Below are 16,528 nucleotides of genomic sequence, written 5' to 3'. Positions count from 1 at the left end.
ACGGTACTTGTGGCTATGATCTATGCAAAATGGTGTTTAGAACCTCTTGAACCTCTTCCAATTCGCCTTCGGGAACTAAAATTTCAAATTGATTTTTTGTCATGTTGATCGCGCGCACCTGTACAAGAAAGCCCTCTTCCGTCAGTCTTTGCTTGATTCTCTCAGCGATTTTGGCTGTCGGAGCGATATAGATTACCGTCCACATGAAAAAAAAGACCTCCCCAAGGTTAAAACGGCAGCGCTGTCCTAAAGCTTGGCAAATCAACCTTTTTCATAAGGAAAGCTGAGGACGCGAGCGTTTGTCAAGGTGATTCAGTATTGTGGATACAACTTATGGCCCACGTTCTGAATCACAGACATATTGGATTAATGATATCATAAGTGCTCTTTTGCCCGCAACCGAACCTTAGCGCTTTTCGGGGAGATCTAATTTCTTAAATATCATCGGCATTTCGCCAAAAAAAGACTTCATTCAACCGGAGGAAGGCCGTCCAATTCATCCTGGTGCTTGTGGGCAATGCGCGCCGAAGCCGCTGCGGCAAGTCCCGCAACAAGGTCATCCAGAAACACGTGAATCCCCGTTTTATGGTTATTCAAGTCCCGGATAATGCCTATTTTCTGCTTGTCCAGGAATCCAAAGCTGGTCAGTCCGATCATTCCGTACACATGAACGATCCCAAGCGCGAGCGTTTCGTCCACACCGTACAGGGGGGCGTCTGTTTCCATCAATCCCTGCAGCGGTTCGGGAAGCAGCTTTTTCTCCGCCAACTCATCCAACGCAATTCCGGTGTACAACACATATTGCACTTCCCTTTTTTTTAAAACGGTCATTACACTGTTCACGCAAGCTTGCTTGGAAAGCGCCGGATTATAGGGATGCTGCAGCTTGTACACGATATCGGCAATACTTTCGACACTCACGCCCCGCTTCTCCAGATATTCGACAATTGATTGATGCGGCATAAAAACAACGCCTCCTCCAGTTCCAACAGATCGGTCGGCAGCACGCCGATGCCGTACGGGTTATTAAATGTATGCGGAGGAAGACGGAATTATTTCACTTTTACACATTCTTTACCGAGCAGCTCTTCTATGCGCCGGAAAAGCTCCGGGGAGGGCCTTACCTTGTATTTATCGCTTAAGCCCAGCGTTTTTTGGCTTTTCTCATAGTAGAGTACAACCGGCAGCGCCCCCGTATGCTGCGCAATCAGCCGCTTCAGCTCGGAGAGAACGCCGGGCTGCTCATGCTGCGCGGGGATTCGGATATACACCCGCTGGGATACCGGAGCAGCCGAGGCCCCGGCGGCCTTCGGCGCAGCCGGCTGCCTGCGGGCTGGCGGGGACGGCCCTCGTTCGCTTCGGGAAAACTTGCCTCCCGCCGCGGAAGCAGCGGGTTTGACCGCCTTCTGCTCCAGGTGCGGGTCGTCCAGCGCCAGCAGCTGGTTGGCAAACAGCTTATAGTCCTCGTCTCCGAGCTGCAGCTTGGCCATGATGAGCACCGGCTTTCCCTTCTGCACGAGCGGAGCGTATTTTTTCCACACCTCCGGGAAGAGGACAACCTCCGTTTTGCCGACACGGTCTTCCAGTTCCATGAACGCCATCGGCTGGCCTTTCTTGGTCACGATCGTCTTGCTTGCCGTGACCAGCCCGGCTACCATCACATCGCTTCCGTCAGGATATTCTTGCAGCGATGACAAAGGATCAAGCTCAAGCTTATGCAGTTTGGACTCGAACTCGTCAAGCGGACTGCCGGAGATATAAAGACCGGTCAGTTCTCTTTCCAGCTCAAGCTGCTGCGTCAACGTAAATGGAGGGATATCCGGATATTCTACCTCCCAATTCACCTCTTCCGTAAACCCAAATCCTTCCAGAACGAGTTGCAGATCCTCACGGTCCTTTCGCCACTTGACGGCCGCATCGATGGCCTCCTCCAGCATCGCCAGCAGCTGAGCGCGGTGTCCCGGCAGCGAATCGAAGGCGCCCCCTTGAATCAATGATTCCATCACGCGCTTGTTGCATACCCGCAGATCGATGCGCCGGCAGAAGTCGATCAAGCTTTGGTAGGGACCGGATTCCCTCTGTTTCAGGATCGATTCGATCGCGGTTGTGCCGACATTTTTGATGGCTGCCAGCCCGAAACGAATGGCGCCGCCCTCCCGGGTTTGGACCGGGGTAAACAAAAAGCCGCTCTCGTTCACATCCGGCGGCAGAACCGCTATGCCCATCCGCCTGCATTCATCCACGTATTCCGCCACTTTATGGTGGCTGCCCATGACTGCGGTAAGCATCGAAGCCATGAACTGCACAGGATAATGAGCCTTTAAATAAGCCGTCTGGAACGCCAAAACGCCGTAAGCCGTCGCATGAGCCCGCGGAAATCCGTAGTCCGCGAAGCGGACGATCATGTCGTACACCCGGTTCGCTTCGGCTTCGCTGTAGCCCTGTCCCAAGCTGCCTTGAACGAAGTGGGACCGTTCCTGATCCAGTACCTCGCGTTTCTTCTTGCTGACCGCTCTGCGCAGCAAATCCGCTTCCCCCAGACTGAAACCGGCCATCAGCGAAGCGATTTGCATGATTTGTTCCTGGTAAACAATAATGCCGTAAGTATCCCGAAGAATCGGTTCCAGCGCTTCATGCGGATATTCCACCTGCAGTTGTCCGTGCTTGCCCCCGATATACTTCGGAATAAACTCCATCGGGCCCGGCCGGTACAGGGCGAGAACCGAGACAATATCTTCAAAATCCGACGGCCTCAGCTCCTTGAGCACGCGCCGAACCCCTTGCGATTCGAGCTGAAATATGCCAGTCGTGTCTCCGCGGCCCAACAGTTCGTAGGTCGCCGGATCGTCCATCGGCACCTGTGTCCAGTCCGGAGGCGTACCGGTCTGCTCGCGGATCCACTCCACTGTACGCTCAATGATGGAAAGCGTACGCAGTCCGAGAAAATCCATTTTGAGCAGCCCTATCGCTTCCAAATGCTCCATCGGATACTGCGTCAGCGCTGTCTGCTCGTTTCCTTCCTGCAGAGGCACGTACTGGGTCAGCGGCTCACGCGAAATGATGACGCCCGCCGCGTGTGTAGACGCATGCCTCGGCATGCCCTCGACCTTCATGGCAAGCGACAGCAGTTCCGCCGTCTTGGGCTGCCTGTCGGCCAGCGCTTTCAGCTCGGGACTGACGCGCAGCGCTTCCTCCAGCGTCATGCCGAGCTGATTGGGAATCAGCTTCGCCGCGCGGTCCACTTCGTTATACGGCACATTCAGCGCCCGTCCCACATCCCTTACCGCCGCTTTAGCAGCCATCGTACCGAAGGTGATGATCTGGGCGACCCGATCCCTGCCGTATTTTTGAACCACATAGTCAATGACTTCATCGCGTCTAAGATCGCTGAAATCGATATCGATATCGGGCATCGACACCCGCTCGGGATTAAGAAACCTCTCAAACAGCAGGTTGTAGCGAATCGGATCCACATTCGTGATATTCAGCGTGTAGGCAACCAGACTGCCCGCGGACGAGCCGCGTCCCGGTCCCGTAGCGATGCCCCGTTCATGCGCAAAACGGATGAAATCCCACACGATCAGAAAATAATCGGAGTAACCCATCCTTTCGATGACGTCGAGCTCATACTGAAGCCTCTGCTCCACCGCTTCCCTCCACGCCGCGTCCTGCCATTCCTTGAGAGCGGAGTAGCGTCTTTTAAGCCCTTGCCCGCAAAGCTCCGCAAGATACGCGCCGGCCGTTAACCCTTCCGGAATCGGATCGAACTGCGGGAGGATGAACCGCCCAAATTCAAGCTCCAGATTGCAGCGTTCGGCAACAGCCGCCGTGTTCGCTATCGCTTCCGGTACATGGGCGAACATCCGTGCCATCTCGTCTTTACTCTTGAGATACAGCTGTGAAGAATGAAAGCGGAGCCGCTCTTCGTCCTCCACGGTTTTGCCCGTGCCGATGCACAGCAATATATCCTGCACCGCATGATCCTGCTCCCGTACGTAATGCACGTCATTGGTGGCGATCAGCGGAATCCCTGTCTCACGGCCAAGCCTGATCATCTCGTACATCACTTTTTTTTGCTCCGGAAGCCCGTGATCCTGCAGCTCCAGAAAAAAATCGTCTCCGAATATCGCCCGGTACCTGAGCGCCGCTTCCTTCGCTTCCTCATAGCGTCCGTGCAGCAAATGCTGGGATACCTCGCTCCCCAGACAGGAGCTCGTGCACACCAGTCCTTCCGAATAGCGCTCCAGATGTTCGAGATCGATCCTCGGCTTGTAATGATAGCCTTCCATATGCGCAATGGAACAAAGCTTCATCAGGTTTTGATAGCCGGTCTGATTTTTGGCGAGCAGAATCAAATGATAGATGGGCTGCTCCTGTCTGGTGCCCTTTGTACGTAATGAACCCGCAGTAAAGTACATTTCACAGCCGATGATCGGCTTGATGCCCCGTTCCTTGCACGCGCGGTAAAAAGGAATAACACCGTACATCACGCCATGGTCCGTAAGCGCCAAAGCCTCCATGCCGAGCTCGGCCGCTTGCTGAACCAGATCCTGAATGCGTGCGGCGCCGTCAAGCAAGCTGTATTCGCTGTGCACATGCAAATGGACAAAATCGATATCGCCCATCCGGGCCGCCTCCTATACTTACTGAATCCCTCAAAAAAATCTTGTACCTATTTTAGCATAAGGCGAACAAGTGTGCCATATATTTAGATGAAGAAGCATTCGAGGGTCGGGGCCGGCAGGCTGCTTGCGGGGGACAACCTCTTTCAGCATGGGTCCGCCCTATAGCGAACAGTCAAAGAACGGGAAAGGGTGGAAATGATGGCGGTATTTTTATCCAAATGCTTGCTGGATTTTTTCGTGGCGTTCGGGGTTGTTTTTGGGGGAACCATGCTGGCGGGAATCAGCGCCGTCATTACATTGGAGCCTCCCGTATACAAAATGATGAATGTGTCGGAGCAGATCAAAATATGGGCTATGGTAGCCGCCATCGGCGGAACGATTGATCCGATCCGGGCGATCGAAACTCATTTTCATGACGGCCACATTTCTCCTGCCATTCAACAAATCATGTACATCGTGTGCGCATTTATCGGGGCCCATATGGGCACGACGCTTATTCAATGGATCTGCAAGGGAGGGAGCAGCGGTTGAAAATTCCCCCTCACGAATCGGCAGGAAATGTTTTGCGTGCGGTAGGATTGCTGATTGCCGGCATGATCATCGGCGCCGCACTTTTTCTAAGTATCTATAACCAGCGCCTTAATATGATGATTGTTCAGAACAGGGAACTCGTGTCTGAAAATGTCAGATTGGAGGGGGAAGTGGAGGACTTGAAAAAAAACAAAAATCAACAAAATACGATCAACCTGCTGAATATTTATGTGGAATCGGCCGACGATTCTCCATTGGATAAAATAACGGAAAGCGAGCTGAAGCGCCGAATCCACGGTGAGCTCAAAAAAATTATCGTCGGCCGCAAAATTTCGGATTTTGCAGCCATGCCGGATGTGTACGAGCAGATTCTAAAAGAAAAACCTTATACGGGGGTTCTGGACAAGGACTACATCGTCCAATCGGTCAGATGGATCGTCTTGACGCAAACGGAGCTCAAGGTTTGGGTCACGGTCAAGGAATGGAAACGAATTCCGATGGCGTAATCGCCCCCGATTCATCAGGTGGTAACCGGTTGATTTTCATGGCGGAAATCGGTAAAGTGATTACTAAAGAATGTAACCTGTCGACAAGGATGTGCCTTTCCAACATGATTGCCAATATTCAGATCGCTCTCAGCACACTCATTTTCATCGCACTTGGCTTTTCCGTTTTTTACAGCTATCGCTTCCGCAGAGAGACGGACCCGAAACGCGGAGGCTTGCTCTCATCCAAGATGAATATTGCGATGGGGATCATGCTGATTATCATCTCCATCACCCAGTTGTTCTTCTTTGAGGATTCGGTTATCAGGCGAATTTTCGGTACGGTGTGCCTTCTTCTGGGATTGTTTAATTTCTACGCAGGTCTTCGCAATTACTTCCACTTCAAGCGCTAAAAGCCATACGAACCGTCCGGGGCTTCCGGCGGTTATTGCTTTTCATATGACCGTTTTACAACATTTTATACTTAATATTTCGTGATTTGCCTGCATAGGATGGAAGTAGCTTACATCCTTAGGAGGTGTCCGATCATCATGGAGAAGGCTCCCCATGCAGGGCAGCAGCAGCCCATTTACGAGTTGGAAGCCAATGCCTTGGAAGTCATCGGCAAGTGCAAAGAAAAACTTCTTCACGTGTGCTCCCAACACATACACAAGCCCGTGCGCGTACAAACCGTTCACGGCCAGACCTTCGACGGCATCATCGTGCATGTCGACAACCACCACTTATACCTGCAAACGCTGCCGGGACACAGCCGGGCTTTACTGCCTGGTCCTTATCCTTACTTTCCGTACTATTCGTACTACAGCAATGTCATTTTACCTCTTGTATTATTCGATCTGCTTGCCATCACCCTGCTCATTTAATCCGGCAGAACCGAACAAGGACAACGGTACGCAAAAAAGAGGCCATTTTCACCCTGCACAGGAAAAAAAGGCCTTTTTTGCGTATCCATTATTTTTTTACCTGCAGCAGCTTGCGTCTGCCCTGCAGCGCCTGCTCCATCTTCCACCGCTTCATGCGCTTCACCTTCAAAAGCTCCCGTTTCGTTTCTTCCTCCACGCCCAGCAGCTGATGCAAATGGGCCGCCACTACAAGCAGAGCAAAAGCGATCCAGCCGATGCCGAATACCGATTCAAGCGACCAGTCAAGCCCCGTCGTTTTAAGCTTCGGTACAGCGTAAATCAGCATGCCCAGCGTCAGCCCTATAAATACGATATTTTTGATTCCTTTCATGATTGCATGCCCTCCTCCCTCTCAAAAGACTTGTACAATCCATTGTATGAAGGATGAGGTCCGAATATCACCGTTCAGGCTCCTTGTGCAGACGACTTCGGCTTGGGACGGCGCAGCAGCCGGACAGCCAATCCGTATGCGTAAGTCAGAATCCATGGAATGATCAGACTCAGAGCGAACGCCGTAAAGGTATACAGATGGTACTGCCCGATCGCTCCGCTTTCATTCGGAAAATGAGTGCGGTAGTAAGTCAGCACCGCCGGATGAATCAAATAAATCCCGAAGGAAACGGCCCCCAGCGCCATTAGCGCCCGGGCCGCAGGCATGGCGAAGCGAATCAGCAATTGTCCCAGCCGGATCAAGCTCAGCCCTGCTAACGCCGCATAAACGAAGAAGAGCACATGATACCAAGCTCCGTCAAGAACAATGCTTGTCCGACCCTCCAGCATGAACAGTCCCAGGAAGCTGCAGCCTATGACGACGGCAGCCGGCAGCACCCATGCGGCATGTCTTCTCAGCCAGGCGGCAAACGTCTCATAATGAAGACCGATCCAGCCGCCCAGCGTGAACATGCTGAAATAATTGACGCAAAGCGACGGCATGTGGTTGATCGGCTCCACCCAATGGTTGTAGGAGTAAAAGACCGCCTGAATGACAAGACCGATCCATATCAGGCTTCTCCTGAACCAGGCAAACCGGCAGAGCCACATCATCAGCGGAAACAGCAAATAAAACTGGACGATAATCACCATAAAGTACAAATGATAAGATGCCTCGGCCCATGGCAGCAAATCGGCGAACCTGGACCAATCCATATGCAAGTTTTCCCTGTCGAAAATCCACTGGTTGTACAAGTAATAGAACAACGACCAGAGCACATAGGGAAAGAGCACATGCTTCACACGCTTGACGTAAAATTGAAGCACCTGCTTGCCGCCAAAGCTTTCGCCCTGATATTTGTAAAAAAGTACGATTCCACTCACGATAATAAAGACCGGAACGGCAAAATTGCTCAGCTTGTTCAGCGCCAAATACATGGCCTGTGAGCCACTTCCAATCGGAAGCTCCACGGTAGCATCCGACGTCGAATGAATAATCAGCACCGCCAGTATGGCGATGGCCCGGACGACGTCCAGCTCTAACAGCTTCGGTTTTGATTTCGGTTTTGCAGTAGCCACGATCAGGTTATTCCTTCCTTTGAAAATAATCACTTTGCAACTTCTCATGACATTGTAACATATTCGGGAGCATGGAACGAATCTCTGATTTGCCATATCCGCGAGAAAATACTTACAATCACTTATAAATACTTGCATAATTTAAGTAATAATGCTTATAATTGATAAAAACGAAGGGTTGAAAGGAGCGGACCATGTACCAAGAGGAGCGATTGATCGCCATTTTGGAGCATATTCGGCAGCATCAGCGAATCTCCGTCGAAGACATCTGCGAGTTGTTTCAGGTTTCGAGGGATACGGCTCGCCGGGATATCGTCAAGCTTGAGGAGCAGGGCCAGATTCTGCGTACCCGCGGGGGCGCGATATGGCGCGGGCTCAATAAAGATGTCTCGGGCTACGGAGACCGGCTTCAGGAGGAGCCCGCCGTAAAACGGGCCATCGGACGTCTGGCCGCCTCCCTGGTGCAGACAGGAGACTACTTGTTCATGGACGCCTCGACCACCGTCATGAATGCGGCGGAAGAGCTGCGCACGGACGGGCACGTGATCGTGACCAATTCCATCGACATCGCCGGACTTCTCTCGCAAAGACCGGGCATTACCGTCCATCTGCTCGGAGGCGTCGTGCATCCGCGTCACCGGTTTATCTTTGGTGCACGGACTCTCGAAATGCTGCGTGATTATCAGGCCGACAAGCTGATCATCGGCACCAGCGGGATTACCCCCGACGGACTGACAAACCCTTTTGAAGAAGAAGGGTATGTGATGAAAGAAATGATGCGCAGAAGCGATCAGGTCATTGTGCTGGCGGACCATACGAAATTCGGGCTTCGCCAATTTTACCGGGTAAACGGGCTGGAAAGCATCGACATTCTGATCACCGACCGCGAGCCGGAGGATGGGATGAAAGAAGCGCTGCTGCGCCACGATATCAATATCATGATTGCCAAAGGAGAGAACGAACCATGATCCGATTGATTGTCAGCGATTTGGACGGCACTCTGCTGCACAACCATAAGGCCGTTCGTCCGGAAGACAGACAGGCGCTCCAAGAAGCAAAGGCACAAGGGATTGCCGTTGCATTCGCTTCCGGAAGAATGCGGCCTGAAATCGTCAGCGTCATGGAGGAGTTGGGGATTACCGGTCACGCGATCTCCCAAAACGGCGCTTACGTGCACACCGCGGAAGGAAAGCTGATTCATCAAAGCGCATTTGAACGCGAGCTGATCGCGGATCTTGCGCAGGCGGCTTCCGGTACACCCTTCCTGACCCTGATCGCCGCCCCCGACAGCTATGTCGTAGAACGCTGGAGCGAACGGGCGGAAGAGCTGAGCAGCCGTCTGATGGCTCCGCTTGTGGAAATGAACGACCTGCAGGAAAAGCTGGGCCGGCAGCTAGTATGCGGCAAAATCTCCTTCATGGGCGATGTCGGCGAGCTTTTGCAGTTCCAGAAGGTGTTGAAAGGCAAGTATGGCGAAGCCATTGATGCCTATATCTCTGATGTGGACTGCATGGATGTCATGCCGCGGCACACCTCCAAGGGCACCGGACTGCTCTCGCTTCTTGAACATTTGGGCATGAAGCTGGAGGAGACCGCCTGCTTTGGCGATTCGTTTAATGATTTATCCATGTTCGCAGTCACGCCGCACAGCTTTGCGATGGCTGCCAGCCACCCTGACGTTCAGGCAAAAGCGGCGCACTCTGTATCGGGTGTAGCGGAAGGCATTAAACGGATCCTCTCACACAATGCCTCTCTTCACGGACGCTCGAACCGGAGCAGCTGAAAGGGCCAGAACCGCCTTCGGCGGCGGATTGTCACTGTTACGCTAAAAATCACAAGGGCTGTCCCTCAGTCATCCAGTTACTCCAGGGTTGACTTATGGGACGGCCCTGTTTTTGTTTTTGAAGGTAGTTTACAGATTCCTATTTATGCTGATGGCGTTATTTCTTAAGTGTTTTATCCGAAGAGTACATTTTCAGCATTCTTTCAGCTTCCAAAACTAAAATTTTTGAAGAATCCCGTCGATATACGATGGGTGAGGTTTCCAAAATTATGTCGTCGATCAAAGCAGGAAGACGAGCTCATGGAGGCCCCTATTCAGACGAAAGACTTTTCATCTAAAAGGAGGATTGCGGTTTCAAAGTCACGAAGAATGCCCAAATTGGGCTTGCAGCCGGGAGACTGGAGAAGGTCTTTTTTTTGACAAAGATTGACCTATCAGAAAAATGACTAAGGAGATGATACTATATGGGCTTGCGGGCAAAAAAGCTTTTGCTGGGGTTACTTGTTTTGACGATCGTATCAAGCAGCTTTGGCGCAATGAGCGCGATGGCTGCGGAAATTTCCAGTCTGGTGCTGAATAAAAACGAGCTGACGCTGGAGGTTGGCAGCACCGCAGCTTTAACAGCTACGGCCGTGCATACTAACGGAACGACAGAAGAGGTGACGGTTAAAACGGACTGGAATTCAGGAGCATCGGATATCGCATCGGTATACGCGGGAGTGGTCACCGCAAAAAAAGAAGGAAAAGCCGTCATCACGGCGACTTACCTGGGAAAAACCGTGATCGTAAACGTGACCGTGAACAAGCGTGTCCGGTCGCTGATCAAGGATAAGCAAACCATCGATTTACGCAAAGGCAAATCGGAACAGGTCACCCTTACCGCCTATTATGATGACGGTGCCTCGGAAGACGTGACTTCGAAAGCCGATTGGAATATCGATAATGGTCAGGTCGCTACGGTGGTCAACGGCTTGGTTACGGGGCAAAATTCAGGTACGGCTATCGTTTCGGCCAAATATAACAACCAGTCCGTATCGATCCCGGTCAATATCGAAATTGTGAAGCGCGTCGATCCGGATAAATCGAAAGTATCTTTATTATTAAACGATTCGGATACCGTACAGCTGCTGGCCACTTATCCGGACGGGTCCTCGGAAGACGTCTCGGACAAGGCTGAATGGGAATCGGACAACCCGGATATCGCCGACGTTCTGAAGGGAAAAATTACCGGATACGGTCCGGGACAGGCGACGATCACCGGATCTTACGGAACGAAATCGGCCACGATTAAAGTGGATGTCGATCATGCCATCAAGCTCGATCTCGGAATGGAAAACATATTAATGAAAAAGAACGACACCCGGCAGTTGAAGCTGACGGCAAGCTACGCCGAAGGAAACACAGAGGAAATTACCGGCCGGGCGGAATGGTCTTCGAGCAATGAAGCTGTCGTTAGCGTCGTCAAAGGCAAATTGTTTGCCAATGCATCGGGCGAAGCGATCATTACGGCAAAATACGGTCAGAAAACAGCGGCCGTGACCGTCGACGTCGATGTGCCGAAAAGGCTGGAGCCGGAAAAGGATACGCTGGATCTGCAAACGGGCAAAAGCGATTCCATCGTATTATGGGCCACATATGCTGATGGTACGCAGGAAGATGTAACGGACCAGGCCAAATGGTCGATTGACAATGATGCCGTCGCTTCCGTTTTGAGCGGCAAGGTAACCGCTTATAAAGCCGGTGAAGCAACCGTGACGGCCAATTACGGCGGTAAAAGCGTTGCGATTAAAGTATCCGTGGACATCCCGATTACGATCAAGCCAAGCTTGAAAACCGTCAGCTTTCAAGTCGGCGGCTACGAACAGGTTACACTAAGCGCCATTTACAGCGACGGAAGAACCGTGGATATTACCGATAAAGCGGAATGGTCGACAAGCTCTTCGGCCATCGCCGAAGTAAGCAAAGGCCAGATTACCGGTGTAGGTACCGGGGCTGTTACGATTACGGCCAAGTACGGAACAAGATCGACAACCGTCCAAGTATCCGTCGGCGTGCTGAAAAGCTTGACTACAACAAGCCAGACCATCCTGTCCTTGAAAAAAGGAGCGGCTCAAGCTCTTGACTTGACTGCAACGTATACGGACGGTACGACAAAGAAGGTTTCCACGGAAGCCGAATGGACAAGCTCGAATGCCAAAGCGGCATCGGTTGATGCGGGTGTGGTTACTGCTGTTGGCTCCGGGGAAGCGACCATTACGGCGTCATTTGAAAGCAAGACGGTGACCTTTACGGTTCAAGTGGATATGGCCGACAAGCTGACGGCAAATCCGGCTTTTCTTCACTTCGATTTGAACGAAACGAAGGCGATTACGTTAAATGCCACCGATGCAAACGGAACGGTCAAGGATGTAACGGCGGAAGCGGATTGGACATCGAGCAATACCGCGATCGTCACGGTGGATAAGGGCACGGTGACTCCAGTCTCACGCGGAAAAGCTACGATTACGGCAAAATACGGCGGCAAAACGGTCTCGATATCTGTAGAGATCGGTGTCGTACAGACGTTGGAGGTGGATAAGCGGTTCATTTCCACGAAATCCGGGTCTACGGAACAAATTACGCTGACCGCCACGCTTTCGGACGGAAGCAAAAAAGACGTAACCGCCAGCGCTCAATGGAAATCAAGCAATTATAAAATCGCCAATGTAAACAATGGTTTAGTAACGGGCGTATCCGCAGGCAATGCGACGATCTCCGTATCTTTTGGCGGCAAAAGCATTGCGATTCCTACAGAGGTCGACAAGCTGAAATATTTGAAAACGGACGTTGTTAAGGTAGAGTTGAAGCAGGGGGCCACTGCAAAGGTAAAAGCGACCGCTACCTTTGCTGACCTGTCGGAGGAAGATGTTAGCGTTCCGGCGCTATGGACCTCGTCCAACATTCGCGTTGCCGATGTGAAGGACGGGATCATCAAAGCTACCGGGAAAGGGAAGGCGACGGTTACGGTAAGCTATGCCAAGAAGAAAACGACGGTATATGTCATCGTGAACTAACCGGTAACATCCAGCTTTTATCATCTTTTATAAAATGATAAGGATCCGCCGAAGCGGATCCTCCTGCTTGCAGACAAACCTTCCTGACGGAAGGAGCTGCAGGCTTTTTTTATCGAATGAAACCGTATGGAAACCGGACGGCCTTAAGGACAATGAAGCCTTAAAACAAGTGGCCTTTCACCAGATCCCACTCGTGAATTTCGTAGCTTCTGGCCCCCTGAACAATATAAGGATCCTGTTCCACCCACGATTTCACTTCTTCTTCGTTTTGCGCGATGTAAACGACCAAGCCGCCGCCTCCGTCCGCGAAGCGGCCGTTCGCAAAGAGCCTGCCCGCATTGCGCTGCTCCTCCAGAAAGGCCAGATGCTGAGGACGATAGATCTGACTTTTTTCCGCATCCTTCATGGGAAGGAACACGGCAAAATACTTCCGCTCTGTCTTAACGCTTGCGCGTTCTTTGTTGTATAAGTACATGGACGACATATCTTTGTCGCCGAATCCTCCGGCCTTCGCGGATGCGAGCATCGTCCCGGCATAAGAACCGAGCGGAATCGGGGTGCCGCTTTCCTGAGCCATCGACTCGAGCAAGGTCATGTCTTTGTGCAGCAAATTTAAAGCGAAGCCCGGCTCGAATGCATTCTTCTGCACAAATTGCGTGTAGTGCCGGTCATAAATCCGGCTCTGAGCGAAGCTGGCGCTTAATATTTGATGCAGCGTCTCTTTGGAAACGCCCATAGCTTCACCGAGCACCATCGCTTCGCTCGCGGCCTGGGTATGTATTCCGACCATCAGCTGATTGATCAGCTTCACCACGTTACCGCTGCCTGTCGCGCCAACATGGTAAATGTTCTTTCCGACGACCTCTAAAATGGGAAGAACCTGATCAAATACAGCCTTCTCCCCGCCCACCATAACGGACAGCGTGCCCTGCTCGGCTCCTACGGTTCCCCCGCTGACAGGAGCATCCAGGAAGAACATGCCGGCTTCTTCCGCACTGGCTGCGATCTTCCGGTTCAGGTCGGGAGATACCGTACTGAAGTCGATCAGGATCAATCCCTTCCGGCCGTTTGGAATGACTCCGTCGTCACCGAGGAACACTTTTTCCACATCAGCGGGCATGGGAAGGCAGGTCATCAGTACATCCACATCCTGAGCCAATTCAGCTGCGGATCGTCCCGCTTTCCCTCCGGCATTCACGAAAGCATCTTCTTTGGCCTTGCTTCGATTGACGCCGTACACTTCGTAATTCGCCTTCACCAAATTCCGAGCCATTGGGAGCCCCATATTGCCAAGTCCGATAAAAGCCAGTTTCATGGTCATTTTTCCCCCTCCAAATTGGATAAAAAAGGATTGTTTTTTACGAATTTACCACATGAACCGTCCGGCCTTCAAGAAAAGCCCGCACGTTGCCTACGGCTGTATCCAATAATCTTGCTCTCGCGTCTCTAGTAGCCCAAGCCATATGGGGAGTAATGATGCAGTTTTGGGCTCCGAACAACGGATTGTCCTGCGTCGGCGGTTCGACGGAGAGCACATCCAGAGCCGCTCCGGCCAAACGCCCTTCATTGAGCGCTGCCGCCAAATCCTTCTCTTCAATTAAAGGACCTCTCGAGGTGTTGATCAGAAAAGCCGAAGGCTTCATACGCGAGATTCGCTCCGCGTTGATGAACTTTTCCGTGGAAGGTATCAACGGGCAGTGAAGGCTGACCACATCGGACTGCTCCAAAAGCGCATTCAGCTCCACCCATTCGACTCCCTCCACCTGCGGAGGTACGCTTCTGCCGCTGCCGACTGCGATGACCCGCATGTCGAAAGCGCGGGCAATCCTGGCCGTTTGGGTACCGATGCGCCCAAGCCCGATCAGGCCCAGCGTCTTGCCGGCCAGCTCTACTTGAGACGTCTTGGTGAAGCAAAAGTCAATGCTTCGCGACCATTCCCCCCCGTGAACGGCATCGCTATGCCACTGTGTCCGGTGGCACAGCTCCAGGAGCAGAGCGAATACAAATTGCGCCACGGAGTTCGTTCCGTATGCCGGTATATTCGTAACGGGAATTCCTCTCTCCTTGGCCGCCTGGATATCTACCACATTATATCCGGTAGCCAGAACACCGATATAGCGCAGCTTCGGCAGCTGCGAAAGCGTGTCCGCCGAGAGCGGCGTCTTGTTTGTAAGCACAATCTCGGCCTCCGCGGCCCGACGAATGATTTCGTCTGAAGGGGTACGGTCATAAATGACCGTTTCCCCGAGTTCCTCCAGACCCTTCCAATTCAAATCCCCCGGATTCAGGGTATATCCGTCCAACACAACGATTTTCATGTACGCATGGTTCCTCCTTATGATCTGATTGAAGCTTTATACAACAAACGGGCCACGTTCAGCGTGCACTGAAACAAATGGTTCTCGGCATCCTCCATGCATTCCTCAAGTGTCGAGGGGCCGCGTACGACAGAAAAGCAGCCGGCAAAATGGGGCGTAAGCCGTTCGCTGCCGTCTCCGAGACTGCCGGAGATCAGGATAGCTTCCTTTCCTGCTTCCTTGGCCAGTTGCGCCACATGATATGGAAGCTTGCCGAACAAAGTCTGCCCGTCGCTTCGACCTTCTCCGGTCATCACCCAATCCGCCTCATCGATCCGCTGCTTCAAACCGGACATTTCTTCCACCAATCGAGCGCCGGGAACCATATTCGCTCCCAGGGCCAACAGCGCAAAGCCAAGCCCTCCTGCGGCACCGGCTCCCGGCTGATCCCGCAGACTAAGGGACATTCGGGCCTCCAGCAGGTCAGCATATGACTTCATGCCTTTGTCCAATTGAAGTACGATCTCGGGAGAAGCTCCCTTTTGCGGACCGAAGATGTGGGAAGCGCCCTCCGGCCCGAGCAGCGGATTCGTCACATCGCTGGCAATCGTAATTCGGCAATCCGCAAGACGCGGGTCCAAGCCTTTCAAATCCGTCTCGGCCAGCTGCCCGAGCTCACGGCCGTATCCTTCCGCAGCTCGTCCGTCCTTGCAGGTAAAACGGGCTCCAAGCGCAATAAGAAGCCCCAATCCTCCATCGTTGGTCGAGCTTCCCCCAAGCCCGATGATCAATCGCCGATAGCCTTGATCCAGAGCGCTGCGAATGACTTCACCCAACCCTCTGGTCGTCGTGTGCAGAGGATTCCGGTGCTCCTTGGGCACCATAGGCAGTCCGATGACATTGGCCGCTTCGATAACCGCAGCAGGCTCTCCTTGATCCGTAATGACGCCATAATACGTGTCCACACGCTCTCCTCTAGGCCCTGTGACTTGAAGCCGAACGATGCTGCCGTCCGTCGCTTTGACCAAGGCGTCGACTGTACCTTCTCCTCCGTCCGCCATAGGAATCACGTTCACTTCAGCTGATGGAATTTCCTGAAGCAGGGCCCGGGCCATGATATTGCCTACCTGTACGGCCGTCAGGCTTCCTTTAAAGGAATCCGGTGCGACTACAATTTTCATCATTCATCCTCTCTCCCGTCTGATCTGATCTGCTGTTATCCTTATCATACACGAAAACGTAATCGCTTTCTTTATTGCTTTTAACTAAATTTTGAAGTTATTTTCAACTCAAATTCAGTTATAATATACAACAGAATGCAA

The 16,528-nt window shown here is 52.3% G+C and carries 15 protein-coding genes; 7 read left to right on the top strand and 8 right to left on the bottom strand.

Features of this window, described 5'->3' with window-relative positions:
• Positions 1-13 precede the first annotated feature (13 nt).
• From IJ22_RS02320 to IJ22_RS02310, 3 genes are all read right to left on the bottom strand, one after another.
• A complete protein-coding gene (locus IJ22_RS02320) occupies positions 14-205 on the bottom strand; it encodes a hypothetical protein (RefSeq protein ID WP_054819143.1) in 192 nt (63 codons plus the stop codon).
• Positions 206-468: 263 nt separating this feature from the next.
• Entirely contained in the window at positions 469-963 is a 495-nt protein-coding gene (locus IJ22_RS02315; protein WP_054819142.1) for a phosphatidylglycerophosphatase A family protein, read from the bottom strand.
• Positions 964-1,052: 89 nt separating this feature from the next.
• Complete coding sequence (locus tag IJ22_RS02310; RefSeq protein ID WP_062406951.1) at positions 1,053-4,625, bottom strand: DNA polymerase III subunit alpha; 3,573 nt, start codon at positions 4,623-4,625, stop codon at positions 1,053-1,055.
• Between the two features lie 198 nt (positions 4,626-4,823).
• Between IJ22_RS02310 and IJ22_RS02305 the strand changes: the two genes are divergently transcribed.
• From IJ22_RS02305 to IJ22_RS02290, 4 genes are all read left to right on the top strand, one after another.
• Positions 4,824-5,156: a YtrH family sporulation protein gene (locus IJ22_RS02305; protein ID WP_062410828.1), complete on the top strand. Its 333-nt coding sequence runs from the start codon at positions 4,824-4,826 to the stop codon at positions 5,154-5,156.
• Positions 5,153-5,662: a sporulation membrane protein YtrI gene (locus tag IJ22_RS02300; RefSeq protein ID WP_062406949.1), complete on the top strand. Its 510-nt coding sequence runs from the start codon at positions 5,153-5,155 to the stop codon at positions 5,660-5,662. The genes IJ22_RS02305 and IJ22_RS02300 overlap by 4 nt, the downstream gene beginning before the upstream one ends.
• 38 nt (positions 5,663-5,700) lie before the next feature.
• Positions 5,701-6,054 (top strand): YtpI family protein, encoded by a 354-nt coding sequence (locus IJ22_RS02295; protein ID WP_235594323.1) that lies wholly within the window; start codon positions 5,701-5,703, stop codon positions 6,052-6,054.
• Between the two features lie 138 nt (positions 6,055-6,192).
• A complete protein-coding gene (locus tag IJ22_RS02290; protein ID WP_054819319.1) occupies positions 6,193-6,525 on the top strand; it encodes a hypothetical protein in 333 nt (110 codons plus the stop codon).
• A gap of 88 nt (positions 6,526-6,613) precedes the next feature.
• Here the strand turns inward: IJ22_RS02290 and IJ22_RS02285 are convergent, their stop codons facing one another.
• Positions 6,614-6,895, bottom strand: coding sequence for a hypothetical protein (locus IJ22_RS02285; RefSeq protein WP_062406947.1), 282 nt, complete (start codon positions 6,893-6,895; stop codon positions 6,614-6,616).
• A 74-nt stretch (positions 6,896-6,969) separates the two neighbouring features.
• Positions 6,970-8,073 carry an acyltransferase gene (locus IJ22_RS02280; RefSeq protein WP_235594234.1) on the bottom strand — a complete coding sequence of 368 codons (1,104 nt, stop codon included), beginning with the start codon at positions 8,071-8,073 and terminating at the stop codon, positions 6,970-6,972.
• Between the two features lie 194 nt (positions 8,074-8,267).
• Between IJ22_RS02280 and IJ22_RS02275 the strand changes: the two genes are divergently transcribed.
• The 3 genes from IJ22_RS02275 (at position 8,268) to IJ22_RS02265 (ending at position 12,909) form a co-directional block, all read left to right on the top strand.
• A complete protein-coding gene (locus tag IJ22_RS02275; protein ID WP_054819317.1) occupies positions 8,268-9,041 on the top strand; it encodes a DeoR/GlpR family DNA-binding transcription regulator in 774 nt (257 codons plus the stop codon).
• On the top strand, positions 9,038-9,856 hold the full coding sequence (locus IJ22_RS02270) for a Cof-type HAD-IIB family hydrolase (protein ID WP_062406945.1): 819 nt from the start codon (positions 9,038-9,040) through the stop codon (positions 9,854-9,856). Before IJ22_RS02275 ends, IJ22_RS02270 begins: the two co-directional genes overlap by 4 nt.
• 464 nt (positions 9,857-10,320) lie before the next feature.
• Positions 10,321-12,909 carry an Ig-like domain-containing protein gene (locus IJ22_RS02265; RefSeq protein ID WP_062406943.1) on the top strand — a complete coding sequence of 863 codons (2,589 nt, stop codon included), beginning with the start codon at positions 10,321-10,323 and terminating at the stop codon, positions 12,907-12,909.
• A gap of 160 nt (positions 12,910-13,069) precedes the next feature.
• On the opposite strand, the gene IJ22_RS02260 is transcribed toward IJ22_RS02265, so the two are convergent.
• The 3 genes from IJ22_RS02260 to IJ22_RS02250 are packed head-to-tail and all read right to left on the bottom strand — an operon-like array spanning position 13,070 to position 16,390.
• Positions 13,070-14,230 (bottom strand): NAD(P)-binding domain-containing protein, encoded by a 1,161-nt coding sequence (locus IJ22_RS02260; protein WP_235594233.1) that lies wholly within the window; start codon positions 14,228-14,230, stop codon positions 13,070-13,072.
• Between the two features lie 37 nt (positions 14,231-14,267).
• Complete coding sequence (locus IJ22_RS02255) at positions 14,268-15,227, bottom strand: D-2-hydroxyacid dehydrogenase (protein WP_062406941.1); 960 nt, start codon at positions 15,225-15,227, stop codon at positions 14,268-14,270.
• Positions 15,228-15,244: 17 nt separating this feature from the next.
• Positions 15,245-16,390: a glycerate kinase gene (locus tag IJ22_RS02250; protein WP_306274569.1), complete on the bottom strand. Its 1,146-nt coding sequence runs from the start codon at positions 16,388-16,390 to the stop codon at positions 15,245-15,247.
• Positions 16,391-16,528: the final 138 nt, after the last annotated feature.

This window comes from Paenibacillus naphthalenovorans, assembly GCF_001465255.1.
Classification (GTDB): domain Bacteria; phylum Bacillota; class Bacilli; order Paenibacillales; family NBRC-103111; genus Paenibacillus_G; species Paenibacillus_G naphthalenovorans.
Note: the sequence above shows the minus strand (reverse complement) of the source record. Positions and strands in the feature narration are given on the sequence as shown.

Excerpts from the sequence above, each read along its gene's own strand:
- IJ22_RS02295 (WP_235594323.1), top strand. The coding sequence starts at position 5,701 with ATGGCGGAAATCGGTAAAGTGATTACTAAAGAATGTAACCTGTCGACA.
- IJ22_RS02305 (WP_062410828.1), top strand. The coding sequence starts at position 4,824 with ATGGCGGTATTTTTATCCAAATGCTTGCTGGATTTTTTCGTGGCGTTC.
- IJ22_RS02260 (WP_235594233.1), bottom strand. The coding sequence starts at position 14,230 with ATGACCATGAAACTGGCTTTTATCGGACTTGGCAATATGGGGCTCCCA.
- IJ22_RS02315 (WP_054819142.1), bottom strand. The coding sequence starts at position 963 with ATGCCGCATCAATCAATTGTCGAATATCTGGAGAAGCGGGGCGTGAGT.
- IJ22_RS02265 (WP_062406943.1), top strand. The coding sequence starts at position 10,321 with ATGGGCTTGCGGGCAAAAAAGCTTTTGCTGGGGTTACTTGTTTTGACG.
- IJ22_RS02250 (WP_306274569.1), bottom strand. The coding sequence starts at position 16,390 with ATGATGAAAATTGTAGTCGCACCGGATTCCTTTAAAGGAAGCCTGACG.
- IJ22_RS02320 (WP_054819143.1), bottom strand. The coding sequence starts at position 205 with ATGTGGACGGTAATCTATATCGCTCCGACAGCCAAAATCGCTGAGAGA.
- IJ22_RS02290 (WP_054819319.1), top strand. The coding sequence starts at position 6,193 with ATGGAGAAGGCTCCCCATGCAGGGCAGCAGCAGCCCATTTACGAGTTG.
- IJ22_RS02275 (WP_054819317.1), top strand. The coding sequence starts at position 8,268 with ATGTACCAAGAGGAGCGATTGATCGCCATTTTGGAGCATATTCGGCAG.
- IJ22_RS02310 (WP_062406951.1), bottom strand. The coding sequence starts at position 4,625 with ATGGGCGATATCGATTTTGTCCATTTGCATGTGCACAGCGAATACAGC.
- IJ22_RS02270 (WP_062406945.1), top strand. The coding sequence starts at position 9,038 with ATGATCCGATTGATTGTCAGCGATTTGGACGGCACTCTGCTGCACAAC.
- IJ22_RS02255 (WP_062406941.1), bottom strand. The coding sequence starts at position 15,227 with ATGAAAATCGTTGTGTTGGACGGATATACCCTGAATCCGGGGGATTTG.
- IJ22_RS02285 (WP_062406947.1), bottom strand. The coding sequence starts at position 6,895 with ATGAAAGGAATCAAAAATATCGTATTTATAGGGCTGACGCTGGGCATG.